The sequence below is a fragment of the Lysobacter antibioticus genome (genome assembly GCF_000731095.1).
In the GTDB taxonomy this organism is placed as follows: Bacteria; Pseudomonadota; Gammaproteobacteria; order Xanthomonadales; family Xanthomonadaceae; genus Lysobacter; species Lysobacter antibioticus_B.
Genome location: NZ_JMTZ01000001.1, coordinates 25,912 through 52,183, shown reverse-complemented (window position 1 = coordinate 52,183; position 26,272 = coordinate 25,912). Strand labels below are relative to the sequence as shown.

General features: G+C 66.1%; 26 protein-coding genes. 18 read left to right on the top strand and 8 right to left on the bottom strand.

Features of this window, described 5'->3' with window-relative positions; translation table 11 throughout:
* Positions 1 to 71 precede the first annotated feature (71 nt).
* Both EX88_RS0100235 and EX88_RS0100230 read left to right on the top strand, forming a co-directional pair.
* On the top strand, positions 72 to 500 hold the full coding sequence (locus tag EX88_RS0100235) for a VOC family protein (RefSeq protein WP_031370020.1): 429 nt from the start codon (positions 72 to 74) through the stop codon (positions 498 to 500).
* 517 nt (positions 501 to 1,017) lie between these two features.
* Complete coding sequence (locus EX88_RS0100230; protein ID WP_031370019.1) at positions 1,018 to 2,181, top strand: M23 family metallopeptidase; 1,164 nt, start codon at positions 1,018 to 1,020, stop codon at positions 2,179 to 2,181.
* Positions 2,182 to 2,316: 135 nt separating this feature from the next.
* Here EX88_RS0100230 and EX88_RS24155 read toward each other — a convergent pair whose 3' ends face one another.
* Together EX88_RS24155 and EX88_RS0100220 are read right to left on the bottom strand one after the other, a co-directional pair.
* A complete protein-coding gene (locus EX88_RS24155; protein WP_051884240.1) occupies positions 2,317 to 4,749 on the bottom strand; it encodes a S8 family peptidase in 2,433 nt (810 codons plus the stop codon).
* Between the two features lie 350 nt (positions 4,750 to 5,099).
* The gene (locus EX88_RS0100220; RefSeq protein WP_152565992.1) at positions 5,100 to 5,642 is read right to left on the bottom strand and encodes a hypothetical protein; all 543 of its coding nucleotides are present in this window, start codon (positions 5,640 to 5,642) and stop codon (positions 5,100 to 5,102) included.
* A gap of 504 nt (positions 5,643 to 6,146) precedes the next feature.
* On the opposite strand from EX88_RS0100220, the gene EX88_RS0100210 reads away from it, so the two are divergent.
* Together EX88_RS0100210 and EX88_RS0100205 are read left to right on the top strand one after the other, a co-directional pair.
* On the top strand, positions 6,147 to 7,943 hold the full coding sequence (locus EX88_RS0100210; protein ID WP_051884239.1) for an alpha/beta fold hydrolase: 1,797 nt from the start codon (positions 6,147 to 6,149) through the stop codon (positions 7,941 to 7,943).
* 354 nt (positions 7,944 to 8,297) lie between these two features.
* Positions 8,298 to 8,831, top strand: a complete 534-nt coding sequence (locus tag EX88_RS0100205) for a hypothetical protein (protein ID WP_031370015.1) — start codon at positions 8,298 to 8,300, stop codon at positions 8,829 to 8,831.
* Positions 8,832 to 9,019: 188 nt separating this feature from the next.
* On the opposite strand, the gene EX88_RS0100200 is transcribed toward EX88_RS0100205, so the two are convergent.
* Positions 9,020 to 9,220, bottom strand: coding sequence for a hypothetical protein (locus tag EX88_RS0100200; RefSeq protein WP_031370014.1), 201 nt, complete (start codon positions 9,218 to 9,220; stop codon positions 9,020 to 9,022).
* 197 nt (positions 9,221 to 9,417) lie between these two features.
* Positions 9,418 to 9,894: a YybH family protein gene (locus tag EX88_RS26355; RefSeq protein WP_161786048.1), complete on the bottom strand. Its 477-nt coding sequence runs from the start codon at positions 9,892 to 9,894 to the stop codon at positions 9,418 to 9,420.
* A gap of 507 nt (positions 9,895 to 10,401) precedes the next feature.
* Here EX88_RS26355 and EX88_RS0100190 point away from each other — a divergent pair.
* The 7 genes from EX88_RS0100190 (at position 10,402) to EX88_RS0100160 (ending at position 15,759) form a co-directional block, all read left to right on the top strand.
* Positions 10,402 to 11,349, top strand: a complete 948-nt coding sequence (locus tag EX88_RS0100190) for a lipase family protein (protein WP_051884238.1) — start codon at positions 10,402 to 10,404, stop codon at positions 11,347 to 11,349.
* 139 nt (positions 11,350 to 11,488) lie between these two features.
* On the top strand, positions 11,489 to 11,773 hold the full coding sequence (locus tag EX88_RS0100185) for a putative hemolysin (protein ID WP_031370011.1): 285 nt from the start codon (positions 11,489 to 11,491) through the stop codon (positions 11,771 to 11,773).
* A 194-nt stretch (positions 11,774 to 11,967) separates the two neighbouring features.
* Complete coding sequence (locus tag EX88_RS0100180) at positions 11,968 to 12,549, top strand: hypothetical protein (protein ID WP_152565990.1); 582 nt, start codon at positions 11,968 to 11,970, stop codon at positions 12,547 to 12,549.
* Between the two features lie 21 nt (positions 12,550 to 12,570).
* Complete coding sequence (locus tag EX88_RS0100175) at positions 12,571 to 13,083, top strand: DUF5063 domain-containing protein (protein WP_031370009.1); 513 nt, start codon at positions 12,571 to 12,573, stop codon at positions 13,081 to 13,083.
* 157 nt (positions 13,084 to 13,240) lie between these two features.
* Positions 13,241 to 13,750, top strand: a complete 510-nt coding sequence (locus EX88_RS0100170; protein ID WP_161786047.1) for a hypothetical protein — start codon at positions 13,241 to 13,243, stop codon at positions 13,748 to 13,750.
* Positions 13,751 to 13,914: 164 nt separating this feature from the next.
* Positions 13,915 to 14,733 carry a hypothetical protein gene (locus EX88_RS0100165; RefSeq protein ID WP_031370007.1) on the top strand — a complete coding sequence of 273 codons (819 nt, stop codon included), beginning with the start codon at positions 13,915 to 13,917 and terminating at the stop codon, positions 14,731 to 14,733.
* A gap of 135 nt (positions 14,734 to 14,868) precedes the next feature.
* On the top strand, positions 14,869 to 15,759 hold the full coding sequence (locus EX88_RS0100160; RefSeq protein ID WP_036147692.1) for a LysR family transcriptional regulator: 891 nt from the start codon (positions 14,869 to 14,871) through the stop codon (positions 15,757 to 15,759).
* A 56-nt stretch (positions 15,760 to 15,815) separates the two neighbouring features.
* Here EX88_RS0100160 and EX88_RS0100155 read toward each other — a convergent pair whose 3' ends face one another.
* On the bottom strand, positions 15,816 to 16,442 hold the full coding sequence (locus EX88_RS0100155) for a TetR/AcrR family transcriptional regulator (RefSeq protein ID WP_031370005.1): 627 nt from the start codon (positions 16,440 to 16,442) through the stop codon (positions 15,816 to 15,818).
* Between the two features lie 68 nt (positions 16,443 to 16,510).
* Between EX88_RS0100155 and EX88_RS0100150 the strand changes: the two genes are divergently transcribed.
* Positions 16,511 to 16,939: a VOC family protein gene (locus tag EX88_RS0100150; RefSeq protein ID WP_031370004.1), complete on the top strand. Its 429-nt coding sequence runs from the start codon at positions 16,511 to 16,513 to the stop codon at positions 16,937 to 16,939.
* Positions 16,940 to 17,421: 482 nt separating this feature from the next.
* Here EX88_RS0100150 and EX88_RS0100145 read toward each other — a convergent pair whose 3' ends face one another.
* Complete coding sequence (locus EX88_RS0100145; protein WP_031370003.1) at positions 17,422 to 18,285, bottom strand: DUF1684 domain-containing protein; 864 nt, start codon at positions 18,283 to 18,285, stop codon at positions 17,422 to 17,424.
* Between the two features lie 156 nt (positions 18,286 to 18,441).
* Positions 18,442 to 18,735 carry a cyclic-phosphate processing receiver domain-containing protein gene (locus EX88_RS0100140; RefSeq protein WP_031370002.1) on the bottom strand — a complete coding sequence of 98 codons (294 nt, stop codon included), beginning with the start codon at positions 18,733 to 18,735 and terminating at the stop codon, positions 18,442 to 18,444.
* A 122-nt stretch (positions 18,736 to 18,857) separates the two neighbouring features.
* Between EX88_RS0100140 and EX88_RS0100135 the strand changes: the two genes are divergently transcribed.
* The 5 genes from EX88_RS0100135 to EX88_RS0100115 all read left to right on the top strand — a co-directional run bounded on the left by EX88_RS0100135 (position 18,858) and on the right by EX88_RS0100115 (position 23,933).
* Positions 18,858 to 20,000, top strand: a complete 1,143-nt coding sequence (locus EX88_RS0100135; RefSeq protein WP_081930492.1) for an alpha/beta fold hydrolase — start codon at positions 18,858 to 18,860, stop codon at positions 19,998 to 20,000.
* Between the two features lie 155 nt (positions 20,001 to 20,155).
* On the top strand, positions 20,156 to 20,770 hold the full coding sequence (locus tag EX88_RS0100130) for a hypothetical protein (protein ID WP_031370000.1): 615 nt from the start codon (positions 20,156 to 20,158) through the stop codon (positions 20,768 to 20,770).
* A gap of 181 nt (positions 20,771 to 20,951) precedes the next feature.
* The gene (locus tag EX88_RS0100125; protein WP_051884237.1) at positions 20,952 to 21,242 is read left to right on the top strand and encodes a PAAR domain-containing protein; all 291 of its coding nucleotides are present in this window, start codon (positions 20,952 to 20,954) and stop codon (positions 21,240 to 21,242) included.
* Positions 21,243 to 21,617: 375 nt separating this feature from the next.
* Complete coding sequence (locus EX88_RS0100120; protein ID WP_031369998.1) at positions 21,618 to 22,211, top strand: HAD family hydrolase; 594 nt, start codon at positions 21,618 to 21,620, stop codon at positions 22,209 to 22,211.
* Positions 22,212 to 22,601: 390 nt separating this feature from the next.
* Positions 22,602 to 23,933 carry a hypothetical protein gene (locus EX88_RS0100115; RefSeq protein ID WP_200875774.1) on the top strand — a complete coding sequence of 444 codons (1,332 nt, stop codon included), beginning with the start codon at positions 22,602 to 22,604 and terminating at the stop codon, positions 23,931 to 23,933.
* Positions 23,934 to 24,131: 198 nt separating this feature from the next.
* On the opposite strand, the gene EX88_RS24150 is transcribed toward EX88_RS0100115, so the two are convergent.
* On the bottom strand, positions 24,132 to 25,532 hold the full coding sequence (locus EX88_RS24150; RefSeq protein WP_051884236.1) for a S41 family peptidase: 1,401 nt from the start codon (positions 25,530 to 25,532) through the stop codon (positions 24,132 to 24,134).
* Between the two features lie 268 nt (positions 25,533 to 25,800).
* On the opposite strand from EX88_RS24150, the gene EX88_RS0100105 reads away from it, so the two are divergent.
* Positions 25,801 to 26,235 (top strand): hypothetical protein, encoded by a 435-nt coding sequence (locus tag EX88_RS0100105; protein ID WP_031369995.1) that lies wholly within the window; start codon positions 25,801 to 25,803, stop codon positions 26,233 to 26,235.
* The last annotated feature ends 37 nt before the right edge of the window (positions 26,236 to 26,272 follow it).

Genomic DNA, 26,272 nt, shown 5'->3' with positions numbered 1-26,272 from the left:
CAGGCAAGGATTCAGGCCCGATCCGCCGGTTCTGGGGCGGGCACGACTACATGACGACGGGAGAGGCGAGCATGGAAACGCAGGAACTGCACCGCGGCCGTTTGATCGATCACATCCAGTTGGTGGTGCGCGATATCGAGGCGAGCCGGAAGTTCTACACCGCGGTCTTCGCCGCCTTGAAGGTGCCGATAGCCGGCAGCGGCGACGATCATTTCTGGGCCGACGAGTTGTTCGTGTCGACCGCCGACAGCCCGGCCGCCCAAGGCAGCCTGACCGGGCGCCATCACCTCGCGTTCCAGGCGCAGGACTGGGCGATGGTCGATGCCTTCCACCGCGCCGCGATGACCAACGGCGGCAAGGACAACGGTTCGCCCGGAGGCCGCGACTATCACCCCGGTTATTACGCCGCGTTCGTGCTGGACCCGGACGGCAACAACATCGAGGCGGTGTATCACGGCGAAGCCGAGCGCAGCGCGCCGTCGGTGAAGATCACCTTCTGAGGCGCACCACCCGGCCCGCAGCGCACACGGCGGGGTTTGCGGCGATGGCGCGGATATCGCGCCATCGCCGCATTCAAACGAAACCGGTTTCCCCTCCGGAAAACCCGGGCGAGTGCTTGCGATGAATGCGCGTTCGTGCAGTGCGGCGCACGCGGCTCGATGAAGTTTCAAACAGCGAAAATCACGCATCGTGAATGCGGGCTAATGTGCTTTGTGCGCAGCGTATGCGCCGTCGATTCGCAGGGGATGAAATCTCGATACGCGACTGACATCGAATACATCTGCAGCGATTCGCTGCCATATGACGATTCGAAATGAAGGAAGTGCAGGAGCAGTCTCACCGCAAGTGAGCAACTGCGCTGCGATCGCACGACAGCGTTGTTGACGAACCCTAGAGTCGGGACATCGCATCACTCAGGGTGGCCGATGCGAACGAGAAAGCACACTGCGCTCGATGCCGGATCTGTCGTTGCGGACAGGGCATGCATGCCACCCCACATTCGACGAGAGCGATACGATGAAGGCGATTTCTAAAGCACGACTGGGGTTGTTGGCCTGCTGTATCGCAGCGGCCATCGGCGGCACGGCGACGGCCGGCGGGCGCGATGCGAACGCCGCTGCCGGGTTGAGCGGCCAGGACCTGGTGTATTCCTACGACGAGATGTTCGACTTCGACACCGCGGCCTATCTGGCCAAGCACGCGCCGCATCTGGTGCGGCACAGCGAGTCGATTTCGCACTGGGCCGGTTACAGCAGCATCAGCCCGAAGGTGTTGATCGCGCTGATGGAGCAGCAGAGCGGCGTGGTGTCGCGTCAGCGCGCCAGCGCCGATGCGATGCGCCGTCCGTTCGGCAAGCTGTCGACGGCGAAGGATTTCAATGGCCAGACCCGCGAGGTCGCCACGGCCTTGCGCCAGGCTCTGTACGAGCAGGAAGACGCGTCGCTGGCGCCGCAAGGCCGCGTGCCGCTGGCGCGCAGCAATCCCTTGCAAGCCCTGTACCTGCAGGCTGGCGAGAGCCAGGCCAGTGCCGCGCTGCGCGGCGACGGCGAGTTCCAGCAGGTCTACGGCCGCTTGTTCAACGAGCCGCGCAAGGCAGTGCCGGCGTCGGCGCGTTTCGCCGATACCAGCGACGTCAACGCCCTGGCCGGGCCGGCCAACGGTTTCCTGCAGTTCCCGTACCCGCGCGGCGCGTCCTGGCATGTCGGCGGCGCGCACACCAACACCGGCTCGGGCAATTACCCGATGTCGTCGCTGGACATGTCGCGCGGCGGTGGCTGGGGCAGCAACCAGAGCGGGAACTGGGTGTCGGCCTCGGCCGGCGGCTCGTTCAAGCGCCATTCCTCGTGCTTCGCCGAAGTGGTGCACAGCGGCGGTTGGTCGACGACCTACTACCACATGATGAACCTGCAGTACGGCACCGGCGCGAGCGTCGCCGCCAACAGCCGTATCGGCAACCCGGCCAACACCCGCGCCCAGGCGCTGTGCAACGGCGGTGCCTCCACCGGCCCGCACGAGCATTGGTCGCTGAAGTACAACGGCAGCCACTATCACCTCAACGGGGTATATCTGTCGGGCTTCCAGATCACCGCGCTGGGCAGCAGCTACGACACCAACTGCAGCCGCTTCTATCTGAGCAAGAACGGCTCGCGTTATTGCTCGGGTTATTTCACCAACCCCTGAGCGAAGCCGCGCATCCGGCGAGCTCGTCGCCATCGCGAACGAGCCCGCCGGGTGAATTTTCGCGTCCGCCCGAAGCCGACGCGGCTTCGGGCGGATCCGTTTGCGGCGCCGTGCCCGACGAAGCGCATCGAGGCTTCAGCGTTTTTTAGCCGCTGCCGGTCTGACCGCCATCGCCGGCTTGGCCTTGCCGGCGTTGCCGCGGTTGAGGCATTGCCAGGTGATGCGACCGACTTCCTCGCCTTCGAACAGTTGGCGGATGGCGATGCTGGCGCCCTGCATCTGTTCGGGCTTGGCGCCGCGCACCAGGAAGCGCGCCGGCAGGCGCGCGCCGCGCGGCAGCGGCAGGCCGCACAAAGGCAGGCGCGGCAGGCCCGGCAAGGCGATGGTGGCGCGATCGCCTTTACGCGGTACATCGACCTTCCAGGGCACCCGGGCACCGATGCGTCGGGCGAGGTCGCGCGGCAGTTCCAGGTGCACCGTGACGCCCTTGGGCAAGCGCCGCACGATCTCGAAATCGAAGGCGCGGGCGCGATCGGGCGTGCCGGTGATCAGGAGCGGCAACGACAACCAGGCCTGCGGATCCGGCGGCGGGTCGACGACGTTGAAGTTGCGCCAGGTGATGTTGTTGTGGGCGCGGATGTAGTCGCGGAAGGCATCCCAGTCGAAGTTGGGCGGACCGGGCGGCAGCGGCGGCGCGGCGTCGCTCGGATGGTCGAGGCTGGCGACGAAGCAGTAATGGCCGGGCGCGGGGATGTCGGCTTGCGGCCAGGTGATCGCATCGGCGACCACCAGGGTGTCGCCCATCGGCACGTCGACCGGCGCCGAGGTGCCGATCAGGTTCCACAGGTCCGGGGTCAGCAAGGTCGCGACCGGGCTCCAGTACACCGTCGCGCGGACGTCGTCGGCATCGGCGGCACCGCGATTGCGCATGCGCACGTAGAGGAAATTGTCCTGCCCGGTTTCGGCCTCGTGGCCGAGGGTGTTGCTGTTCTCGGTGCCGCTGCCTTCGCCGAAGGCCGCGTCGGGGTTGGCCACCGCGGTCGGGCGCAGGATCACGTCGGGGCTGGAGCTGATGGCGCCGGTGGACGGCACCGCGCCGCTGTCGCCGACGGCGTCGCGCAGGTAAACATCGGGCACCAGGCCCAGGGTGTCCTCGATGATCGCGCGCAGGTCCGGCATTACGCCGATGGCGCCGGCCACGCCGCCGCCCTGCGGGGTATTGATCGCCGGGTCGGACAGCAGGCTGCGCATCTGCCCCGGCGACAGGCGCGTGCCGGTCGTCGCGGCGTACATGCCCTGGGTGACGAGCGCGGCGCCGGTGACGATCGGCGAGGCCGAACTGGTGCCGTTGAAACCGGCGGTGTAGGTGCGGTTGTCGTCGCCGCCGCCGTTGTCGAGATCGCCGTAGGCGCAGGTGGTGACGTTCTCGCCCCAGGCATAGCAATCCACGCGCGAGCCGAAGCTGGAGAAACCGGCGCGGTTGTGCGGCAGCGGCGACAGTGCTGCGCCGACCACGATCGCGCCGGAATCGCGGAAATCGGCGCTGGCGCGGTTGAATACCTGGAAACCGCCGCCGTCGGTGTAGGCGTCGAGGTCGTTGCTGCCGTTGCCGGCGGCTTCGACCACGATCACGCCCAGGGCGCTGGCCAGGCGGATCGCATCGAAGTCGGCGTTGTCGACTTCGGTCAGGATCGCGCCGCCGCGTTGCACTTCCAGCAATAGCACGTCGCCGACCGCCATGCTCGGCAGCGCGGCGACGATCGCATCGGCCACGTGCAGGTTGGTGTCGGTGCCGGCGTCGTAATGCGAGGTCACCCGCACCGATCCCACGTCGGGGGCGATGCCGACCACGCCGAGGGTGTTGTCGATGCCGGCGATTTCGCCGAGCACGGCGGTGCCGTGATTGCCCTTGTAGGTGCTCACGCCATCGCGGTTGTCGCCGAAGATCAGGCTGGGCGCGTGCCCGACCAGGTCTTCGTGGCCGAGGAACCAACCTTGTTCGAGATCGACCACGCCGATGCCGCCGCCGGTGCCGTTGGCCTGGGTCCAGGCCCAGCGCGCGTCGATGCCGGTCGGAGCGGCATCCAGGTAGTCCTGGCCGGCGCAATACGGGTCGTCGGCGTCGTTGACCGGTTCGGTGACTTCGAGTTCGCGGTAGGCGTCTGCGATTTCGGCGAGCCGGCGCAAGCGTGCGACCAGGGCTTCGGCGTCGTCGGGACGATGGCGCAGATCCAGGCGCCAGTAACCGGTCAGGCTGCGCAACGGCGGAAACGGCGATTGCGCGGCGCGGCGCTCCATTTCGATCAAGCGCTTGGCATCGACGCTGCGGATCACCGGCCGGGTCGATTCGACCGTCGCCTCTTCCAGCAACTTGGACAGCGCCACCAGCTTGTGCTTGCGTGCGAGGCTGCGCAGGTCTTTGTCGGAACCCGGCGCAATGCGATCGGACAAACGCAGGATGACGAAGCCGCTGTAGCGCGGCGTCGGCGAAGCGGTGGGCGGATGTTGCGGTGGACGCGTCGGACCGGCCGCGCAATGCAGCGCGGGCGTGCAGTGTCTGGATTTCATCGGACCTCTCCTGGTGGCGACCGCAGTCCTGCGCGCTGGTTGGCGATGACGCATGCGGACGTCCGTGTTTCTGCGGCCGGTGAAACAGGGCGAGCCGAGCAGTCCAGTGAAGCCGGCCGTTCTCCGCGGCCGCCGAAGAGACGCTGCGCGCGGCTCCTCACCGGAAGCGAACGCCAAGACCCGAAGCGGGCGGCCAAACCGGGCCTGTCCTCGGCCGGCGGAGATCCGCATTCCTCGACGCGGCACTGTCGCACTCGCACCTGCGAAGCCTGTGCTCCGGAAAAAGCAAAGGCGGCCGTAGCCGCCTTTGCGCCGTGCCTATGGCGGAACGACCGCCGCCACGCATGCCGTCACGGCGGCAGCTTGGTGCCCTGGTCGGCGATCGCGAGCCACTTGCGGCCGTCGTGGCTGTAGGTGACGCCGGTCAGGGCTTTCTGGCGATAACCGATACGCGGGATCTCGTAGACGGTTTCGTACAGGATGTAGGCCGAGTTGCAGCCGTCGACCACGCGATAGCGTTCGGTCCAACTCCACTTGGCTTCGCGGTTGGTGAAGTGGCCGGCCAATGCGGTCATGATCGCGTCGATGCCGATGCGCACGCCGCCGCTGTCGAACACGGTGATGGCGCGTTCGTCGTGGATGGCGCGGAAGGTTTCGGCGTCGTAGTCGCGGAAGGATTCCATGTCGGTGCGCTGGGCGACGTCGAACTGGCGGGCGCAGATGCGGGTGAGGATGTCGCTGACCCAGCCGGACGCGGCGGGTTGCGGGGCGCTGCTTGCGGCTGCGTTGCTTGCAGGGGCCGCGGCGAACGCCATAGGGGCGGTGGACAGGGCGAGCATGGACACGGCGATCAGCGCCGACGTGCGGGCAGAGCGGGGAGTGCGGTGGGTCATCGTCTTGTCTCGGTGGTTGGGACGATGGCGACCTTAGGTGCGCCAGCGGTTCCAATGGAGGCCCAATCGGTTGACGAGCGATGGAGCCAATTTGCGACCTGGGAGGAAGATGTTGAACGATTCCTTCGAGCCCGCGTTTGCACTCGCGTCCGTCGTGGCATGGATTGCCGGTTGCAGCGTATTTCCTGCACTTTCGCCGTGCTCCGGTTGTTCCGTCTGCGCGCTTTCGACAAGGCGGTCTGACCGGAGTCAGCCTGCTTCCACGTTGAATGAATCGGCAGGCTCGGTCGGCGAGGGTATGTTCCTCGGTGCCGTTCGGTCCCGCGCCGAATGCAGCGACGCGGTCCCGAGGTTTCGGCCCCGGGCCATCCGTGCGTGCGTCCGCGCCGCAAGCGTCCGCGAGAGCGAGAGCGATGGCCGCCGGGCCGAATCGGGCGCGGCATTCATTGCAGGGTTCCGTGGATTTCGCTGCGGAGCAGCGTCGTGACTCAGCCAGGGGGCGGGATGAACACGCAAGTCGAGGAGCGTTCGCGGACGTTGGTGGTACTGCTGCACGCCTATATGCACACCGCGGCCAGGCTAGAGTCGGTGCAAGCCCTGGTGCGCGGCGCCTGGCCGGATGCGGAAATCTATTGCCCGGAGCTGCCGGCATCGCGCTTGTCGATGGCGGATCCGAACGAGATCGTCGCAGGCTTGTTGACGGAGATCGATCGCAAATACGCCCAGGCCTACGCTCAGGCCACGCGCTACGGCAATATCGTGCTGGTCGGGCACAGCCTCGGCGCGCTGCTGGCGCGAAAACTTTACGTGGTGGCCTGCGGCGAAGTCGAAGGCGCTCCGTTCGAGGCCGTGTTCAAGCCGGCATCCGCCGACGAAGCGGCACTCGTTCCGGCGCGGCCCTGGGCCGGCTGCGTGTCGCGGATCGTGCTGCTGGCCGGCATGAACCGCGGTTGGCGCGTGTCGCATCACCTCAGCCTCGCCAACGCGCCGGTGTGGAGCCTGGGCAGCTTGTTGTGCCATGTCATCCATGCCTTCAGCCGGCGCTGGCCCTTGGTCTTCACCTTTCGCCGCGGCGCCGAATTCATCACCCAATTGCGCATCCAGTGGTTGCTGATGCGCCGCCGCGCCAGCCGCACCGGTCCATCGATGCAGGGCGATGCGAGTGCGCCGGCCGCGCCCGGCAGCGCCTTGACGATCCAGTTGCTGGGTTCGCGCGACGACATGGTTGCGCCCGAAGACAACGTCGATCTCGTCTCGGGAGGCGATTTCGTTTACCTCGACGTGCCTCATTCCGGGCATGCCGACATCATCGACATGGCCGACCCGATCGTCGGCGCGGGCCGCACCCGCGCCTTCGTGCTGGCCTTGCAAGCCGACAGTGCGCAACTGCAGCGCGAAGCCGTGGTGCCGTCCGACGAGCGTTTCGCCGCGCCCGACGAGAGCATCGAGCGCGTGGTCTTCGTCATGCACGGCATTCGCGACGTCGGCTACTGGACCCACAAGATCGCGCGCCGCATCAAGCAACGCGCCGGCGACCGCCTGGCCACCTGGGCCACCGAGACCTCCAGCTACGGCTATTTCCCGATGCTGCCGTTCCTGTTCCCGTGGTATCGGCGACAGAAAGTGGAATGGCTGATGGACCAGTACACCGAAGCCCTGGCGCGTTATCCGAACGCGAGCTTTTCCTATGTCGGACACAGCAACGGCACCTATCTGCTGGCCCGCGCGCTGGAGCTGTATCCCTGCTGCCGTTTCGATCGCGTCGTGTTCGCCGGCAGCGTGGTGCGCCGCAGTTACGACTGGCGGCGCTTCCTCGACGGCAAGCGGCCGAGGGTCCGGGGCGTGCTCAACTTCGTCGCCACCGGCGACTGGGTGGTGGCGTTCTTCCCGAAATTCTTCCAGTTCTTCAGGCTGCAGGACCTCGGCAGCGCCGGACACGACGGCTTCCTCCTCTCGCAACCGGATGCCGGCGTCAGCCAGGTGACCTACGTCAAAGGCGGGCACGGTGCGGCGATCGTGGAGTCGGTATGGAACGTGATCGCCGGCTTCGTCGTCGACGGACGCGTCGACATGGACGAGATCCAGCCGGTGCCGAGGCGGCAGAATGTGTTGGTCAAGGCGCTGGGGTTATTTCCGCCGTTGGTGTGGCTGGTGTTGATCGCGGCGGCGTATTTTCTTTGGCAGGGCATTGCGGCGGCGATCTGCCTGCTCGGCATGGCGCCGGCGACGCAGGCCTTCGTCACCGGCTTCTCGTTCGCGCTGTATTTGTTGTTGCTGTGGTTGGTGGTGACGCGGGTCTAGTCCCTGCGTCACTGGGGACGGCTGCGAACGGGCGTGCTTGCCCAAGCGTGTTTGCCAAAACGTGCTTGCCCAATCGGGCGGCTGTCGCGCGGGAGGACGCGTCCGCGCCGCTCGACGGCCCACCGAGTTACCATGCACGGCGGCCGCAGGCTGGTTTCCTTTTCGCGGCTCCTCAAGGGCTCGCGCATCGTCCACTGGCACCGATCCCGTCCCGCTGGATACCCCGGCGGCACGGCGTCGTGTCGGTGCGGGGATCCCGACCCGGCCGCGCAAGCATCGCTCCGGTTCCCCACGGGTGGCGCTCAGGCGCCGCTGCGCATCGGACGCATCTCTCATCAGCAAAAGGACATTGTCTTGAAGAAACTCAATCGCCTCGTTTCGATCTGCTTGTTGGCCTTCCTCGCTGCCGCCTGCAGCAGCGGTGGACGCAGCACCATGACCGCCGAGGAATACCTGGAGCAGAACGTCTCGGTGTGGAACTCCGCCAGCACGCCCGCGGTCCGCTGGCTCGGCGGCGATCGCGCCGACGAGTTCAGCAAGGTGCTGCAGACGCGCAAGGGCATGAGCCGCTATCAGCCCCAGTTCGCCGGCCTGCGCCGCGAGCTGGCCGCCAACACCACGGTGACGCAGGCGTTTCCGCCGCCGGAGGACGCCGCTGCGCTGCACGCGAGCATGCTCGACTACCTCAAGAGTGTCGACGCAGCGTTCGCCAAGCTGGAAGAAATGGGCAAGCTGCCCGACGGTTACAGCGATCAGCAGTTCGGTTCGCTGGGCACCGACATGGAGCGCCTGATCGGCGATGTGGATAGCAAGGCCATCGCCTGGAATGCGGCGCAGGAGGCCTACGCCAAGCAGCACGGCGTCACTTTGCGCGAAACCGGCGGCTGATCGGTCCGGCCTTGCGTTCGGTGCGCATTTCGATAAAGAAAAGCCCGCCACTCGGCAGGCAGGTCCACTTCGATAAAGAAAGGCCCGCCATTCGGCGGGCAGGCGCACTTCGATAAAGAAAGGCCCGCCATTCGGCGGGCAGGCGCATTTCGATAAAGAAAGGCCCGCCATTCGGCGGGCCTTTGCGTTCAAGCGCTATGGCAGGGCTTGGAGCACCAATAGCAGCCGTTGGTCTGGGCGAAGTAGCGTTTAGCCGCGACCACCGCCGATTGGCAATGCAGGTAATACCCCAGATCTTGTTTGTTGAACGGCACGAACGGGCAGTCGGAGCGATGCACCTCGTGGTTTCCGTTCGGCTGTGCGTTGCGGTTCACGTAATAGACGTACATGGCGGCCTCTGCGATCCCATGGCATTCCCGAATGCCTGGATACGTCACCTGCATCGCAATGCCTGCGACGATGAGCCCTCGGACCGCCGGGCGTGATGCAGGCCCGGAACCGGAAGCGTACAGCAGTGCGCCGCCATTCTTGCTTCACACCCTTGCGGCAGGCCCCGCCGGAGCCTGCCGCTTATGGCCTGCCTGGTTTACGGTTTGGCGATCGGCGTGGTGGTGTCGGCGCTCAACCGCCATTGACCGCGCACCCGCGCCCAGTTGGCGACATCGATTGCGTGCAGGGTGATGCCGGCCGAGGGAATGGTGAATTCGATGCGGTCGACGACCACGGCGCTGGAGCATTGGCTGATCGTCTGCGCCAGCAGGGTACGCTTGAACACATACTCGTTGGCCATCACCGCGCGATAGAAGGCAGTGATCGCCGGCTTGCCGTTGAGCACCTGGCCGAGGCTGTTGACCTGGACCGCATCTTCGGCGAAACCGGCCATGAAACGATTGAGATCGCGCCGGGCGAAGGCATCGCCAAGCGCTTCGGAGGTGCGTTCGAACTCGCGTTCGCAGTGACGGTGCTGCGCCGCCATCGGGTCCTGCGCCGCCGCGGCGAACGGAGTCAAACCGGACAACGCGAGCGTCATGCCGAGAGCGGCCATCGAAGTACGACTCTTCATGTTCGGTCCTTGCTGGAGTGGTTGGAGACTGAACGTTATCGAAGGCGTTCGCGCGACGATGTACCCGGATCGCGAAAGGAACTGACCGAGTTGTTCAATGCGCGATGCGTCGTTGAGCGTGGTGAGCCGACGGCGAAGAGTTCCTTTGTCTGATGCATTCCTCCTCTGGAGTTCGGGGGGCGACGCGATTCCCTCCGCGAAGAGCTTCCCCTTTGATGAGGGGGCAGGGGGATCGGCTCTCGATCGAAAGAGCCGGCCGCTCGGATGCCAATAGCGAAGCCCCGCGCTGTGCAGCGAGATCGAACGTCCTTGCGCTGTCGGAAGCCACGCTCCATCGCAGATCGCCACCCCGGAATCATGCGCCCGGTCACAATTTTTATGGCCGATCCCTCGCCGATGTGGATGCGAACGCGACATCGTGGCCGGTCGTCGGACCCCATTGCGTGCTGTGGTGGCGAGAGCGGTGCGGTCGGCTGCTCGCATCTGCCTACCGAGAGGAAAAATCCGATGACCACCGATTCCACGAACGCATCCACCCAAGCGACGCTCGACGCAACGCTGACGATCGCACTCGCCGTAGCCTCGAAGGCCGCTTACGACTACTACCAGGGCCAGCCGTTCCAGTCGCCCGAGGGCTATCAGCAGATCGACGCGTGGACCGGTTGGGACGCCTTCCTGATCAGCGGCTCGGAAGAGAAGTACGGGTTGGTGTTCCAGTCGATCGCCGACCCCGGCACCTTTATCTTCGCGTTCCGCGGCACCGACTCGGACATGGACATCTACGAGGACGTACGTTTCCTCACCACCGAGTTCGTACCGAGCAGCGGCACGGTCGCGCCGACGCCGCATGTCGCCTCGGGCTTCTACAGCATCTACGACGACAAGGGCGGTTCGATGGCCCAGTCGATGCGGCAGCAACTGTTCGCCTTGTTGGCCAAATACACGCCGAGCGAGCTCTACGTCACCGGTCACAGCCTGGGCGCCGCGCTGAGCCAGTTGTTCTCGCTCGACCTGGCGGTCAGCCAGTCGATGAGCACGACCAACATCAATTTCTCCAGCCCGATGGTCGGCACCCTCGACTGGCAGACCGCCTATAACGCCACCATCCCGGCGGCGAACAGCATTCGCGTCTACAACTATTGGGACTACGTGCCGACGCTGCCGCCTAGCGACCTGGGTTTCCATGCGGTGGGTTCGGCGTTCCAGACCGCTTTCTACGTCAAAGGCGAGTGGTTTCCGCACGAATTGTCGCGGCACTCGGTGGTCAACCTGACCACGGTGCTGAGCCACGCCTTGCCGGCGAATCCGCAGCAGTGGGTCGGCCAGTTCCCCGATTACATCCAGCCCAAGTGGACGATGCTGAGCAAGCTGCCGCCAGCCGGCGGCGACGTCAGCTGGGTCGACAAAATCGGCGAGCACATGCGCTTCGAGCGCTCGTTGCGCGCGGCCGCCTGAGCCGCCCGCAGCCGGAAGGATGCGGCGGGCCCCCGGGCCCCGTTGCATCCACCGGCGGCCTCGATCGCGCCTACGCGTCTTGACCGGGCCTTGTCGGGCGGCGGGTATAGTGAGGCCTCGTTTCCCCGAGGCCCTCGCCATGCAAAACCTGCCCCGTTTCGCCCTGTTGCTGACCGCCGTGATGGCCTTGGCCGCCTGCGCCACGCCGGCCGACACCACGCCCGCCGATAGCGCGGCCAGCCTGACCCCGAAGATCGGTATGCCGAACCCGGCCTCGGTGCATTGCAAGGACCTGGGCGGCACGCTTGAGATCCGCACCGGCAAGGACGGCGGGCAGTTCGGTGTATGTACCTTGCCCGACGGCAAGGTCTGCGAGGAGTGGGCGCTGTTCCGCGACAAGAAGTGCGTGACGCCGAGCGAGTAAGCCCGGCGGTGCCCATGCCGGTCGACACCGGCATGGGAGCCCGGAGCCGGGAGGCGATCCTGGCCGATCCGGCGGGTGGCGCCCCGGGGCTGGTTGCGGACGGCTACGGATGCCCGGCCGATTGGATCGGATGCGGCGGCGCGCTATCGTAGCGGCGAAGGATCGTCTGCACTGGCCACCAAGGAGAGCGCCCGATGTCACGTACCAACGCAACAAGCCTGCTGAGCATGGCTGTCCTCTTGCTGATGGCGTCGCCCGCGAGCGGGGCGCTGGAGAAGGCGCGCATCGACCAGGCCGTCAAAGCCCAGATGGCCATGTTCTACAGCGACGACATCGTCCAGGAGCGTTTCTCCAGTCGTGCGCAAGCCGCCGACCTGGACGGCGATGGCAAGGAGGAAATCCTGTTCCTGGCCACCGCCCGTTGCGTCGGCGCGAACTTCGACTGCCCCAACGAACTCGTCGTGCTGGTCGCGGGCCCGCCGGCGCCCGTCGTCTCTGCCTTGAGCCCCGACGAATTGGCGCTGCGCGATGCGGCGGCGCGCACCGGCTATCGTTTCGGCCATAACGAACAGGTCCCGGGCGAAGTCGAACGCATACGCGTCCTGGATCGCCAGGTCGAAGTGTCGTTCCTGGTCAAAGAGGATTCGCCGATCTGCAAGCGTCTTTATACGACCGGGAACGGTGAGCAGAAGGAGACCATCCATTGCCCCGATCCGGGCCGCTATCGTTGGAGCTACCGTTGGACCGGCGGAAAACTGGTGAAAGCCCAGCCCTGACAGCCGCTGTCCAGAAAGCCAATGAATTCATCCATCGAACGTTTCGCCGAGACCGCGCGGCGTTTCTGCGCCTGGGCCGAGGGTGAGCCGCAAGCGGCGGCGATCGAGGCGAATATCGCGCTGCGGTTGCTGTACGAGCTTCAGGAACGCGCGTTGCAGCTGCCGGAAGGCGTCGTTCATGGAGACCCTGACGAGCTGTCGCATGAAGCCTGGACCGTGGTGTTCCGCCGTTTCGGGTCGCTACCGTTCAATTACTACGTGCAGCAGACCGATCCCTTCGTCTTCGAAGACGCTGGGCACGAAGTCGGCGATATCGCCGACGACCTCGCCGATATCTGGCGCGACCTCAAAGGCGGGCTGTCCCTGTTCGATGCCGGGCTCAAGGATGCCGCCGCGTCGCATTGGTGGCAGTACTTCTGGATACATTGGGGCAGGCATGCGGCCAGTTGTCTTTACCCTCTGCAGTACTGGATCGCAGAGCGTCGCGAAGATATCTATGAACCCCGCGCCGATGTGGGGGTGGATGCGCAGTGATCGACAATCTCTTGCGAGGCCGGGTGTCGCCGATGTGGCCGCGAGCCCAGGGTAGGAGCAGCGCAAGCTGCGACCACGGCAATGCGCGCGGCGGCGAAGCGGCCTGCGACCGGAATCATCACGGTCGCGGCTTGCGCCGCTCCTACCCGGGAGCGCGATGAACCGGCCCGGGTGGATGCTCGCGGCATTGGTGCTGATGCCGATGACGGTGCAGGCGCATGTCGACCGCGTTCTGCATCGACGCTCCGACGGCAGCGTCGCGGGTGTTCCGCAGCGGTTCGGCCCGGTCGCTCTCGACCTGCGATTTCCCGAAAACCAACCGCCGCTCGTCACACTCAGGATCGGTCCGAACGCCATCAGGCTGCCGAACTGCATTGCCGAGCTGATCAAGGCGCGGCGTGTCGAGGATATCGAACTGAGTGGTTCCTGGTATCACGAACAAAGCAACATTCCGTACTACATCTCGGTCGATTTCTATGCGCCGGGCGTCAAGCACGAGCAGATGTCGGGTGACTACGTCAACGTGCTTTTCAGCCTGCACGATGCGCGTGTCCTCTCGATCGGCGAACTGAGGCCCGGGTGGTTGTGGTTCGGACCGCGCTATCGCCAATTGGAGCCAGAGCAATTATGTCGCAAGCACGAGCTGCGTTCGGCGCGATTGCGGTGAGCATCTGTCGAGCGCCGAGGCGAAACTCGATGAGTGTGGTTCGGTTTGCCCTGAAGCGCCTGGTTCTGGCGGCGGTGCTGGCGGCTTGCACCGGTTGCAATGGCTCGGGTAGTGACCCGGCTCACCGTGAGGGATCGGACAAAAAACCAGCCGTACAGCAGCGCGTGCCGGCCGGCCAAGCCCCGGTCGAGGTCTTCGAGACCGAGCATTACGCGATAGCGACCACGGCGACGCCGGAGCAGACCCAGGCCATCGGCGCTGCGGTCGAAAGCCTGCATCGGGCCTATAGCGGGTTCTTCGCCAAGGAGCTCGCCGCCAATCGTGAGCCGGGCAGGCTGCAACTGCGCCTGTACCGTAACCGCGGCGAGTTCGTCGCCCATAACCGCAGCATGCCTTGGGCCGAGGCCTATTACCGTGCGCCGATCTGCCACGCCTATTACTCGGGCGGCGGGCAGAACCCCTATCACTGGATGGTCCACGAAGCGACCCATCAGTTGAACAACGAAGTCGCCGGCTTCAAGAACCGGCGCTGGATGAACGAAGGGCTGGCGACCTACTTCGGTGCGAGCCGAATCGAGAACGGCGTGCTGCTTCCCGGCACCGTCGATGCGACGGCGTATCCGATCTGGTGGCTGACCCGGATTCCGTTGAGCGGCGATCTCGGCCGCGACATCGCGCAGCGCCGCTGGATACCGCTGCGCGACCTGCTCGCCGACACCGGGCCGGAGATCGGCCGTCATCTCAATCTGTACTACGTCGAGTACTGGAGCCTCAGTCATTTCCTGTTCCACTATGGCGACGGCAAATACGCGCAAGGCTATCGGGCGCTGATCCGCGACGGCGGTTCGCCGGAGGCGTTCGAACGACGGATCGGGCCGATCGATCGCGTGCAAGAGGAGTGGTACGGCTACTTGCGCGACAGACAAGCCGAGGCCGCGGTGCGGACGCCGGACGAGGCCTGGTTCGTGCCCGCGGGCGGTTAGCGTTCCGAAGCCGTCGCGTTCGGTTGCTACACTCTCGGGCGACGGCTTGAATCGCCGACCTGACACCGCTCGAATCGTCGTTCGCATGCGATTCGCCGGGCGCAACACCCCTGTTCGCATTCATACGGAGCCGCGATGGCCCATCCCCGGATCAATCTCGGTTCGCTGAAAGTGTTCGAGGCCGCCGCGCGCGCGCTGAGCCTGACCCGCGCCGCCGAAGAACTCAACGTCACCCAGGCCGCGGTCAGCCAGCAGGTTCGCCAGCTCGAAGCGCAGTTGGGCGTGGAATTGTTCCGGCGCCTGCCACGCGGGCTCGCCCTTACCGATGAGGGCCTGGGCCTGTTGCCGGTGCTGCAGGAAGCCTTCGACCGCATCGACGATGCGCTCGACCGGGTCGGCGACGGCCTGGCGCGCGAAGTCGTGCATGTCGGCGTGGTCGGCACTTTCGCGAGCGGTTGGCTGTTGCCGCGGCTGGCCGATTTCATGCGTCGTCATGCCGCGGTCGACGTCCGCGTCAGCACCCACAACAACCGCGTCGATCCGGCCGGCGAAGGGCTGGATTACGCGATCCGTTACGGCCGCGGCAACTGGCCGGGCATGGAAAGCCGTTTCCTGATGGCGGCGCCGTTGACCCCCTTGTGCACGCCGAGCCTCGCCGCGCAATTGCGCGGTCCGGCCGATCTGTCGCGTTTTCCGCTGCTGCGTTCCTACTTCGTCGACGATTGGCGGTTGTGGTTCGAGGCGGCGCAGGTCGTGCCGAACGGGCCGGTCAACGGGCCGATCTTCGATTCGTCGGTGACGATGGTGCAATGCGCCTTGCAGGGGCTCGGCATCGCCCTGGCGCCGCCGGCGATGTTCGAGCGCGAGATCGCCGAAGGACGCTTGCTGCAACCGTTCGAGCCGATGCTCGACGCCGGTGGCTATTGGTTGACCCGGCTTGCGCTGAAGCCGGCGAGCGTCGGCGCGACGGCGTTCGCGGCCTGGCTGGAAGGCGAGTGCGGTGGCCAGGCCGGCGATAGCGCCTAGCTACTCCGGTGCGATGGATGCAGGCGTGCATCCCGTTCGTCGTCGCGGGCCAATACCTATTTACGCTTGCGCGCCGTTTTGTCGCCGCCTTTGCCGAGCGCCCGCTGCAACAACCACAGCATCGCCGCCTTGATCACTTCGGGGTCGCCGCCGGCATCGATCTCCAGGGCCGCACGATCGAACGCGGCCGAGAGCAGTTTGGACAGGGCGTCGATGGATACGTCGTCGCCGCCGCCGATTGCCGCGGAGAGGCCCGCATGCAGGGTCTCGGCCGCATTGGACTCGTCGATCGCCGCGGTCTCGGCCAGTCCGAGCACGGCCGGGCCTTCCAGCAACAGCAAACGGGTGCGGCCGGGCACGGCCATGGCCTGCAGATAGGCCTCGCTGCCGGCGATCAACGCCTCGTACGCGCCCAAGCCGGCCGGCGCCGCGGCGACGATGTCGCTGCGGACGGCCTCGGCTTCGCGTTGCAGCACGTGCCGGAACAGGTCGCGCTTATCGACGAAGTGGTGATAGAGCGCCCCGCGCGTGGTGCCGGCCGCGACCGATACCTCGGGCGTGGAGGTGTCGCCATAGCCCTTGCTGACGAACAGGGCCCGCGCGGCCTCGAGCAAGCCGTGGCGGGTGGCTTCGGTGCGTTCGCGGTTGGAGCGGGGCGATCGGGGCTGGCTAGGTTGTTGCATACATACAGCCTGTATGTTAATTTGGATTTACATACAGACTGTATGTCAAATCCCAGAGAGCAGACAAGATGAAAGTCACCAGCTACTACCCCGTGATCATGACCCACGACGTTGCCGGCACCGCATCTTTCTACGAGGCCCATTTCGGCTTCGTGGCCTTGTTCAACAGCGACTGGTACGTGCATCTGCAGTCGGCGCAGGACCCGTCGATCAATCTGGCCGTGCTGGACGGTCGCCACCACACCATCCCCGAGTCCGGACGCGGCCGCGTCGGCGGCCTGCTGTTGAACTTCGAGGTCGAGGATGTCGACGCGGTCCACGCTCAACTGCAGGACGCCGGCTTGCCGATTCTGTTGAGCCTGCGCGACGAGGCCTTCGGTCAGCGCCATTTCATTACCAGCGACCCGAACGGCGTGCTGATCGATATCATCAAGCCGATTCCGCCGAGCGGCGAGTTCGTCGAACAGTACGATGCGAGCGCATTGCCGGTGGTGTGATCGTACGAGCAGCCGATGCGATTCCTGCGATGGCTGCCGTGCGCAGCACGGTCTGGGCTCGCCGAGATAGCTGCGGAGGCAGCGCCTATCGGTTTGGGCGCCGCCACCGCGATGCGATCAGCAGCCCCGTCCCAAGCAGCGTCAAGGCGATGCCGACAGGTAATGCATAAGGACCCTGCGTCGGCACGATCCGCAGATAGCTATGGCTCGATGATTGCACCAGCAGTATCGGCCGATTGCCCAGAACGTCGGCGAGGATCGCGCACGTACCGGCCGCGGTCAGCGCCACGCCAGATAAGGTCAACAGGATCCGGCCGGTTCGAGCGGGTTTCGGTGTCTGCATGAGCGGGGGCGGGACTTGCTATCGGTCGAGAATGGGCGGCAAGCATAGCTGCTCGACGAAGCGGCCCGCTGCTCGCGGGCCAAGCCGGCAGTCCGGGCTTGGCCGCTTGCGCTGCCCTTTGCTCAAGCCTCGATCGCGCTTACTTCGTCTGCGGCGGATACATTTCGCCGTACTTCAGTTCGGTGTCGACGAAGCTGGTGAGGTTGATCGGGCAGTTGTAGTAGTCCGAATGCGCGCACAGGAAGCTGTAGAGCGTGTTCAAGTTGAGCGTCATCGTGTTCGGCGCTTCGCCGGCGGGGAAGTGCGTTTCGAGCACGCGGCCACCGCCGTAAGTGGTCTTCTTCGAGGTCTTGTCGGTCAGGAACAGCAGGACGTGGTTGATCTTGGTCCAGTCCTTTTCCTTATTGAAGGCGCGCAGGCGGTAGGTCTTGCCGTGCACCGGCAGTTCGATGTCGCCGATCCAGTACATCAGGCCGGTGTGGTTGCGCGAGTCCAGGTGGCTCACGCCGACCGGCACGTTCTTGCGCTTGAAGGTCGCGGTGACCACACCCTTGGGGTCGTAGGGAAAGAAGCTCAGGCTCTTGAAGCGCTGGGCCGGCAGCTTCGGGTTGTAGAGCCAGGCCTTGATCGACTTTTCGTAGACGGTGCCGCGCACGATGAGCCCGTCCGGCAGCGCCTGTTGCTGTTCCTTGGCTTTCAACAGATCGACCTCGGCCAGCCCCGGGCCGCGGAGGAGGGCGCGGCCGTTCTCGTAGGAGACGCTGAACTGGCCCTTGCCGCCGGCCTGTTCGGCCCAGCGGATGTCGGCGGGCGCGCGCGCCGCTGCGAGATGCACGGTCTTGCCGGCATCGACGACGGCGACGTCCTGGATCGCATACATGCCGGTGGGGCCGCCGGCATGTTGGGTCATCGCCGCGCGGAAATCGTCCCAATCCTTGCGCGGATCGGCGATCGCGAGGCTGGGCAGGCTGAGCAACAGGATCAAGCAGAGCAAGGAGCGCATGGCGGGGTCCTGGAGTGGAAGCGTGAATGGGCGGTCGAGGACAGAGCACGCTAGCGCGGCCCAAGCGGCCGTGTGTGCGCTGTCTTGATGATCCGACGAACGGGGAGGGCGGGAATCGACAGCGGTTGTGCAGCGAGGTGGGCGGCCTATTGCGGTTCAAGCCGCGCTGGCGCGCTCGATCGCCCGTATACCGGCCTCCATGCGCAGGCGTGCGGACGGATTCGCCGAGTGCACGCTGATCGCCGGCGGCCGGAATCCGCGTGTGACGACGGCTTCTTCTATCCATACGATCACGTCGTAGCCGGTGCCGCGCTCGTCGTCACCGAGGTCATGATCGAGGCTGATCTGACTGACTTCGCCGGTTTCGAGCAGGGCGATGGCTTCGTCGGGCCAGAACACGCGCACCCAGCCCTCGGGGGTGGTGCGTTCGTCGTCCAGATACACGCGCATCCTGCTGCCCTGTCGGGAATGAGCCGTCATGCTGCCATGGGCCGCATCGCCGTGGAATGTTCGCTGCAACCGCTCCACTCCGGCCCGTATCTCTGGTGTCTCCACAATGGAGACCGACCGAGATGCGTAGCGATTGGCAGAACAAGGCGACGAGCTGGATCGTCGCGGCGGCCCTGGGCCTGAGCGCAGTCACGAATGCCGCGGCGCAGCAGGCGGCGAAGCCGGCCAGCCGCGCCGAGGCCACTCGGCTGATCGCCGATCTGCGCCGGATCGTCACTCCGGAAGGCGTGGAGCGGGCCGAGAAGGTGAAAATCGGCGGCATCGAGCAGTGGGTGTCGATCCGCGGCGTCGACAAGCGCAATCCGGTGCTGTTGATGCTGCACGGCGGGCCGGGTTTCGTGGAAATGCCCTACAGCTGGTACTTCCAACGCGGTTGGGAGGACTACTTCACCGTCGTGCAGTGGGACCAGCGCGGCGCCGGCAAGACCTATCTGCTCAACGATCCGGCCCAGCTCGAGCCGACCATGACGCGCGAGCGCCTGGTCGAGGACACCGAGGAGATGGTGGCCTGGTTGCGCAAAGAATTCGGCAAGGACAAGATTTTCCTGCTCGGCCATTCCTGGGGCAGCGTGCTCGGTCTCGAATTCGCCCAGCGCCGCCCGCAGTGGCTGCATGCTTACATCGGCATGGGCCAGGTCACCAATTCGCCGGAAAGCGAACGCCGAGGCCTGCAGTTCGCGCTCGAACGCGCCAAGCGCGACGGCAATGCCGAAGCGCTGCGCGAACTCGCCACGATCGAGGGCTATGCGCAACCGGGCAAGCCGCTCGCGGCCAAGGACCTGTACCTGCAGCGCAAATGGCTGGGCCATTACGGCGGCGCCCTGCGCAGTCTGCAGGGCTACGACACGGTCTCGGCCGCGGTGGCGCTGGCGCCGGAATACAGCGACGCCGAGATCGCGCGCATCTGGGAGGGCAACGAGTTCTCGGAAAAGCGCTTGCTGGTCGAGGCGATGCAGCGCGACTACAGCTCGGTCCAGCGCCTGGACTGCCCGGTGATCCTGTTCAACGGCCGCGACGACTACAACGTCTCTTCCGAACTCGCGGCCGAATGGTTCGGACGCCTGCAGGCGCCGTCCAAGCAATTGGTCTGGTTCGAGCGGTCCGCGCACGTCATGTTCACCGAAGAGCCCGGCAAGACCCTGGTCTCGCTGGTGCGTTATGCCCGCCCGATCGCCGAGCGGGCCGGAGATGCCGCGCCGGAATGAGCGCTCGCGCACGGTTCCGGACATTGGCGGGCGGTCGGCTGTCCTCCTGATTCGGCCTGCCGGCGTTAGCTGGAGGACACGTCGCGGATGCGGCGTTCCCTTCCGTTTGCGGGGTCCTGCCGAGCCGGCACCGCCCCGCCTCGCCGAGCCTGCCCATGTCGCCTTTGTTGTCCGCCGAACTCGCCTGGTACGTCACCGGACGTTTCTATCGCACGCCTGCCGGATCGCTGGCCGATTACGGCTACTTCCTGCACCTGTCCGGCATCGAGGGCGCCTTGTTCTCCGGCGCGGTCGGCGAAACCACCGCGTACTTCACCTTCGCCGCGTGCCCCTTCGTGGCGCCCGACGTCGACAACGGCGCGCTGACGCTCGGGCTGGACCCGGCCGGCGAGTTCTCGGTGTACCTGCAGCGCGAGCCGGCCGGCGATTTCGATCGGCCCGATTCGTTCGCGCAGGGCGAACGCATCGCGACCTTCCGCCGCACCGGCCTGGTGGTTGGCACCACGCTGGCGGCGCAGATCGGCGCGACCTCGACCTCGGTGTTCGCCAACAACGTGTTCAGCGCGCGCCTGATCGACAGCTGGCCCTTCGAGTTCGGCGGCCGCCGCTACGACCTCAGCACGATCCTCGACGGCGTGACCCAGTTCGGCACCGCCGCGACCACGCCGATCGCATTTCCGGCGACGCCGCCGGCCGCGCCGATCTACGACCTGGTGCTGCCGTTCACCGGGTCGGCGATCGCCTTGTCGGCCTCGCAGCCGGGACGTTGACGATATGCGCAACTTTCGATTGCTCTCGAATACCGCGGGGAAGACCGTTCGACATGACGCGCGTCCGGAAATGCGGAACCGACGATCGCGCGGCGATTCACGCTGCGATCGTTGCGCCGTTTTCTTGCCTGAGGTCTGACCAAGTCGAGAGCGGAGGTGGGCGATGGTTCGGCATTGGATAATGGTCGGCGATACGACCAGCAGCGGTGGCACGGTGCTGACCGGTTCGACGCCGGAGCGCGCCGGCGGCTTCAGTTGGGCGCGCGTCGGCGACGAGGTGCATTGCCACGAGCACGGCCTGACGATCGTCCTGACCGGCGACCCGACCCATCGGGTCGAGGGCAGCCCGGCGGCGCGCCACGGCGACTTCTGCCTGTGCGGCTGCATTCTGATTTCCCTGCGGCAGGTGCGTTCCATCGTCGAATCCGAACGCGGTTTCGGCTTGATGCCGTACGGGCCGATGACCGATTGATGGATAGGGCCTTAGGGCGCTCAAGAGCAAATCCCCCGCGCTACAAGTCGCTTGCTTTCGGCCGATGCGCTGGGCGCTAGCCCCCTTTGTCAAAGGGGGCAAAGGTTCGGCGGCTTCGGTGTCTGAGTTCGGTGCTGCGGTTGGTTCTGAGTCGACCGACTGCCGAATCCGATTCAGCCATCTCGAACCCCATCCGAAGAGTTCCCCCCTTTGAAAAAGGGGGGCGGGGGATATGCTCTCGATCGAGAACCACCCTTATTGAACGGCAACAGCACCCTCCCACGCTGCAGCCCAACTCAATCCGGCTAGACTTCGCCGGGCCGGCGATCGTCCATGCAAGTCATCCGCTGCCGATGACAGGGCCGCCCGGCGGGCATGGATCTGGCGCTTTTCGATTTCGACGGCACCATCACCTTCGACGAAACCTTTCCGGGCTTCGTGCGCGCCACGATCGACCGGCGTACCTTGGCCCTGGGCCAGGTGCTGCTGGCGCCGTACGTGGTCGGCTACAAGCTCGGCCTAGTGTCCGGGCTGACGGTGCGCAAGCGCATCGTGGCTTTCGGCTATCGCGGACGCCCTGAGCACGAAGTGCGTGCCGCCGGCGCGCGCCTTGCGCGCGAGGTGGTCGCACGGCAGATCCGGCCGGAAGCGCTGGAGCGCATCCAATGGCATCGCCAGCGCGGCGATCGCGTGGTCGTGGTGACCGCTTCGCTGGATCTGTTCGTCGCCGCCTGGTGCGAGGACCAGGGCCTGGAGTTCATCTGTTCGTATCTGGAGTCGCGCGACGGCGTGCTGACAGGGCGCTATCGCGACCGCGACTGCTGCGGACCGGAAAAACCGCGGCGTGTGCGCGAGCGGATCGATCTGGACGACTATGCAACGGTGTATGCCTATGGCGATACCGTCGAAGACCTGGATCTGCTCGATCTGGCGCACCGCAAGTATTACCGCTGGCAGGAAGTGGCCTGAGCCGCGAGGCGCGGCGATTCGGGTATTCGCGGTTCATCGCCAGAGACCGCTGAGGTCGGATCGCGACGGTGCGGATGCGGCTTGCATCGTATCCGCGGTTTCATGACCGCGACCCTTCCGACGCAGAGAAGGTTTCGTGACCTGCATCGCGCCACCATCATGACGATGCGCACGGCGCTTAACCGCGCCGTCATGCGTATAGCCATCGGCTATCGCTGCCATCGAATCAAACGATTTCATTCGTGCCTGCGCGAGGACTAGCCTCGAGCAGCGCACCGCGTCCGCGGTGCCCGACAGCGACGTCTTCGCCATCCAGGGAGAAAGACCATGAGGCAGCAGAAGTCTCCACGGCTTCGGCCACTGTGGCTGTTATGTCTAGGCGCACTCGGCGTGTCCGGCATCGCCTTGGCCGCCGATCCTCCGAGCAGCTACATGCCGGTGGTGATCAAGGAAACCTTCGCCGCGATCAAGTCGCGCATGGAGCGCGACAAGCCGGCGGTGATGCAACGCCATCGCAGCCTGCTCGAACAACGCTACGACCTGGGCAACAAACCGGTGCGCGGCGTGAGTATGTCGGGCGGCAAGCCGGTGCAGGGCGGGGTGCGCGCGCGGCTGCCGTCGGGGACGAGTTGGGAGGAGCTTGGCGCGATGAGCCCGGAACAGATCCGCGAGCGCGGCCTGTTTCCGGTCGGGTTCCTGCCCTTGCCGCATCCGAACCATCCCGAGGGCGGCATGCTGTTTCCGCAGTTTCACATCGATGCGGTCAAGCGCGCCGAGCAGCGCGACCTGACCCGCTTCGATCTGGATTTCGACTTGCCCGATCATTTTCTTCCGGACTTTCCCGCGCCGATTTATCTGACCACGCGGCCCGACCTGGGCGATGTGTCGAAGGGCCAATTGGTCACGATCAACAACTACTTCGAGCTGTTCAACGGTGTGTTGAACCCCAAGCAGTTGGAAGGCTTGCGCTTGCTGGTGACTCCGTTCGCGCAGCAGCAGTTCAACCAGACCGAGGACAGGCGTTCGGCCCTGCCGAGCCGCGGCGTCGCCTGCCTGGACTGCCACAGCAACGGGCATACGGTCGCGGCGACGCATCTGGTCGGCGATATTCGGCCACAGCCGTTCCGTCATCGCATCGACACCCCGACCTTGCGCGGCGTCAACATCCAGCGCCTGTTCGGTTCGCAGCGGGCCTTGAAGACGGTCGAGGATTTCACCGAGTTCGAGCAGCGCGCGGCCTATTTCGACGGCGACCCGGTGATCGCGACCAAGAAGGGCATCAACATCCTCGACCGCGGTCATCAGGTACACGCGATGGGCGAGTTCCAGGCGCTGCTGGATTTCCCGCCGGCGCCGAAGCTCGACGTGTTCGGGCGCCTCAAGGCCGATGCCGGCGAGGCCGAGAAGCGCGGCGAGGCCCTGTTCTTCGGCAAGGCGCAATGCTCGGCCTGTCACACGCCGCCGTATTACACCGACAACAGCATGCATAACCTGCAAGTCGAGCGCTTCTTCAAGCCGCACACGATCAACGGCCGCTATGCCAGCGCTGACGGACCGATCAAGACCTTTCCACTGCGCGGCATCAAGGACTCGCCGCCGTACCTGCACGACGGTCGTCTGTTGACCCTGGAGGACACGGTCGAGTTCTTCAACGTCGTATTGCAGACGCGTCTGGAGCAGCAGGAGAAGGAAGACCTGGTCGCGTTCCTGCGCGAGCTGTGATCGGGCGCAGAGCGTCGGCAGCCCGGCCGGAGGCGGATGATAGGGGTCGCCGACGCAGGCTGCGACGCTCTGCACAGACAACAAACGCAGGCCCGGCGGGCCTGTGAAGGACGACGCGCGGCGCGATGCCGCCGCGCGTCGCCGGCAGGCCGTGCTGATACGGCCGCTTCAACGCCCACCATTTCAACGCCCGCCGCTTCAGCGCCTGTAGCGGTTGGCGCTGCCGTCCGGGCGCAGGGTTTCCAGTGCGGCCACGCGACCGTCGCCGTTGCGCTCGAAGCGCACCCGCACGCTCGGGTCGTCGACGAGGTAGAACAGGTCGCGTTCCAGCGCGGCCAGGGGCTGCTGCGGGCGTTTGCCGTTGCGCAGATACAGACGGCCGGCGTCTTCTTCGATGCGCATGCGATCGTATTGGCCGGTGTACTCGGCGTGGGCCGGCGCCGGCACGGATGCGGACTCGGCGCGCACCGCGTCGAGCGCCCAGCGCGCATCGATCGCATCGCCGCCGCTCAGGCCTTTCTTCAGCAGGCTGTCCAGGGCGAGCGCTTGCGCCGTGCGCAAGGCCTCGCGTTGCGGCACGGCGACGTCGGGGGCGATGCCGCTGCCCTCCCAGTTGCGATGGGTGATCGGGCTGGTCGGTGTGCCGGTCGCGACGAAGACGCTGAAGCCGTTGCCGGCGTCGATCTCGGCGCCGGGATTGGCGGCGCCGGCGCTGGTCTCGCCGATCACCACCGCGCGGCCGACGTTCTTGAGCGTATAGACCAGGGCCTCGGCGGCCGAGGCGGTGCGCGGGCTGGTCAGCAGATACAGCGGCACGTCCAGGCGCGGGTTCGGGTACCAGTCCACAGGCGCTTCGGAGGTGCTGCCGAGGCTGTCGCCGTCGCGCCAGTGGAAGCTGCTGTAGATGTCGGCGCCTTTCGGGGTGAACGCGCTGACCAGATAGCCGACCGAGACCGGCGAGCCGCCGCCGTTGTCGCGCAGGTCGATGATCAGCGCATCGGTGGAGGCCAGCAGTTGCAGCGCCGATTCGAGGGCGACGCGCGCCGGTGCGCGTGGCTCGCCGAAGCGGAAGTCGGCGAACTCTTTCAGATCCAGATAGCCGAGATTGCCGGGCAGGACCTCGACCCGATGCACGCCGTAGTTGCGGCGACGCGCGTAATCGACGGGCTGGGCCACGTTCGGGCCGGGCCGCCCGCGCACGCGGGGTCCCGCACCCGGGCCGGCACCGACACCCGCAGGGGCGAGTCGCGGCCCGGCGTCGGCACCTTGCGTCGGCCCACGTGGATCGGCAGCGCGTTGTTCGGGCGCGAGCCAATTGACCCGGAAATGGCCATCGTGGGACTTGATGCGTTCGGTCAAGGCGGTGGCGAGGTCGCGCGGGTCGGTGTAGCGGTCGAATTCGCCTTCGGCCGCGGCCTTGCGCAGGCTCTCGCCGATCTTCGCCGCGCGATCGACGTCGTAGTAATGATCCTGGATGCGGCGGGCGACGTCGGCGACGCTGTCGCGCGGCGTCGCGGCGGCGGCATGGACGGTGCCGGGCAGGCACAGCAACAACAGCGGTGCGAGCAGGGAATGGATCAGACGCTGGGCGGTGCGCATGAGGGTCTCCGGGGAAGGCCGCCGCAACGGAACGATTCCGCCGCGGCGGTCGGCGAGGGGCCATGTCTTCCGTGGATGCCCTCGGGCGCCGATGCGTCGCAACCCGTGCCAACAGGCTGTCTGTTGGCGCCGGATACGGCCTTCGGTATCCGCAGCCGGCGCGACCGTTGCTTTCGGCACTCGCGCACAGTTTTCGTGTCCGCCAGGATCGCTCGATGCCGATCCGATCTCTCTACTTCGTCCATGCTTCCGGGCCCGAAGCCGCATGATGTCGCAGCTCTCGCAGCCCTGGTTGTTGTTCGCCGCGGTCCTCAATGGGCTGGCGGCGTTGGCCCATGTCGCGGTGATCTTCGGCGGCGCCGCCTGGTATCGCTTCTTCGGCGCCGGCGAAGGCATGGCGCGCATGGACGAAGCCGGGCGCCTGTATCCGGCCGCGCTCACCGCCTGCATCGCCCTCATGCTGGCGATCTGGGGCGGCTATGCCTTGTCGGGCTCGGGCCTGATCGCGCCGTGGCCCTGGGCCAAACCGGCACTGTGCGCGATTACCGCGGTGTATCTGCTGCGCGGGCTCGTGGTCGTGCCGATGGCGGTGGCTTCGGTGCCGCAGCCGGCGACCCCGTTCTGGTATTGGAGCTCGGCGATCTGCTTCGCCATCGGCCTGGTCCATCTGTTCGGATTGATCGGCGCCTGGCGCAACCTGTAGGCCGCGCCTTCGGCCGATCTCTGCGCTGCCGCACAGG

Bases quoted from the DNA above. Each gene is read 5' to 3' on its own strand.
- EX88_RS0100235 (WP_031370020.1), top strand. From the start codon at position 72: ATGGAAACGCAGGAACTGCACCGCGGCCGTTTGATCGATCACATCCAG.
- EX88_RS0100230 (WP_031370019.1), top strand. From the start codon at position 1,018: ATGAAGGCGATTTCTAAAGCACGACTGGGGTTGTTGGCCTGCTGTATC.
- EX88_RS24155 (WP_051884240.1), bottom strand. From the start codon at position 4,749: ATGAAATCCAGACACTGCACGCCCGCGCTGCATTGCGCGGCCGGTCCG.
- EX88_RS0100220 (WP_152565992.1), bottom strand. From the start codon at position 5,642: ATGACCCACCGCACTCCCCGCTCTGCCCGCACGTCGGCGCTGATCGCC.
- EX88_RS0100210 (WP_051884239.1), top strand. From the start codon at position 6,147: ATGAACACGCAAGTCGAGGAGCGTTCGCGGACGTTGGTGGTACTGCTG.
- EX88_RS0100200 (WP_031370014.1), bottom strand. From the start codon at position 9,220: ATGTACGTCTATTACGTGAACCGCAACGCACAGCCGAACGGAAACCAC.
- EX88_RS26355 (WP_161786048.1), bottom strand. From the start codon at position 9,894: ATGAAGAGTCGTACTTCGATGGCCGCTCTCGGCATGACGCTCGCGTTG.
- EX88_RS0100190 (WP_051884238.1), top strand. From the start codon at position 10,402: ATGACCACCGATTCCACGAACGCATCCACCCAAGCGACGCTCGACGCA.
- EX88_RS0100185 (WP_031370011.1), top strand. From the start codon at position 11,489: ATGCAAAACCTGCCCCGTTTCGCCCTGTTGCTGACCGCCGTGATGGCC.
- EX88_RS0100180 (WP_152565990.1), top strand. From the start codon at position 11,968: ATGTCACGTACCAACGCAACAAGCCTGCTGAGCATGGCTGTCCTCTTG.
- EX88_RS0100175 (WP_031370009.1), top strand. From the start codon at position 12,571: ATGAATTCATCCATCGAACGTTTCGCCGAGACCGCGCGGCGTTTCTGC.
- EX88_RS0100170 (WP_161786047.1), top strand. From the start codon at position 13,241: ATGAACCGGCCCGGGTGGATGCTCGCGGCATTGGTGCTGATGCCGATG.
- EX88_RS0100160 (WP_036147692.1), top strand. From the start codon at position 14,869: ATGGCCCATCCCCGGATCAATCTCGGTTCGCTGAAAGTGTTCGAGGCC.
- EX88_RS0100155 (WP_031370005.1), bottom strand. From the start codon at position 16,442: ATGCAACAACCTAGCCAGCCCCGATCGCCCCGCTCCAACCGCGAACGC.
- EX88_RS0100150 (WP_031370004.1), top strand. From the start codon at position 16,511: ATGAAAGTCACCAGCTACTACCCCGTGATCATGACCCACGACGTTGCC.
- EX88_RS0100145 (WP_031370003.1), bottom strand. From the start codon at position 18,285: ATGCGCTCCTTGCTCTGCTTGATCCTGTTGCTCAGCCTGCCCAGCCTC.
- EX88_RS0100140 (WP_031370002.1), bottom strand. From the start codon at position 18,735: ATGCGCGTGTATCTGGACGACGAACGCACCACCCCCGAGGGCTGGGTG.
- EX88_RS0100135 (WP_081930492.1), top strand. From the start codon at position 18,858: ATGCGTAGCGATTGGCAGAACAAGGCGACGAGCTGGATCGTCGCGGCG.
- EX88_RS0100130 (WP_031370000.1), top strand. From the start codon at position 20,156: ATGTCGCCTTTGTTGTCCGCCGAACTCGCCTGGTACGTCACCGGACGT.
- EX88_RS0100125 (WP_051884237.1), top strand. From the start codon at position 20,952: ATGGTCGGCGATACGACCAGCAGCGGTGGCACGGTGCTGACCGGTTCG.
- EX88_RS0100120 (WP_031369998.1), top strand. From the start codon at position 21,618: ATGGATCTGGCGCTTTTCGATTTCGACGGCACCATCACCTTCGACGAA.
- EX88_RS24150 (WP_051884236.1), bottom strand. From the start codon at position 25,532: ATGCGCACCGCCCAGCGTCTGATCCATTCCCTGCTCGCACCGCTGTTG.
- EX88_RS0100105 (WP_031369995.1), top strand. From the start codon at position 25,801: ATGTCGCAGCTCTCGCAGCCCTGGTTGTTGTTCGCCGCGGTCCTCAAT.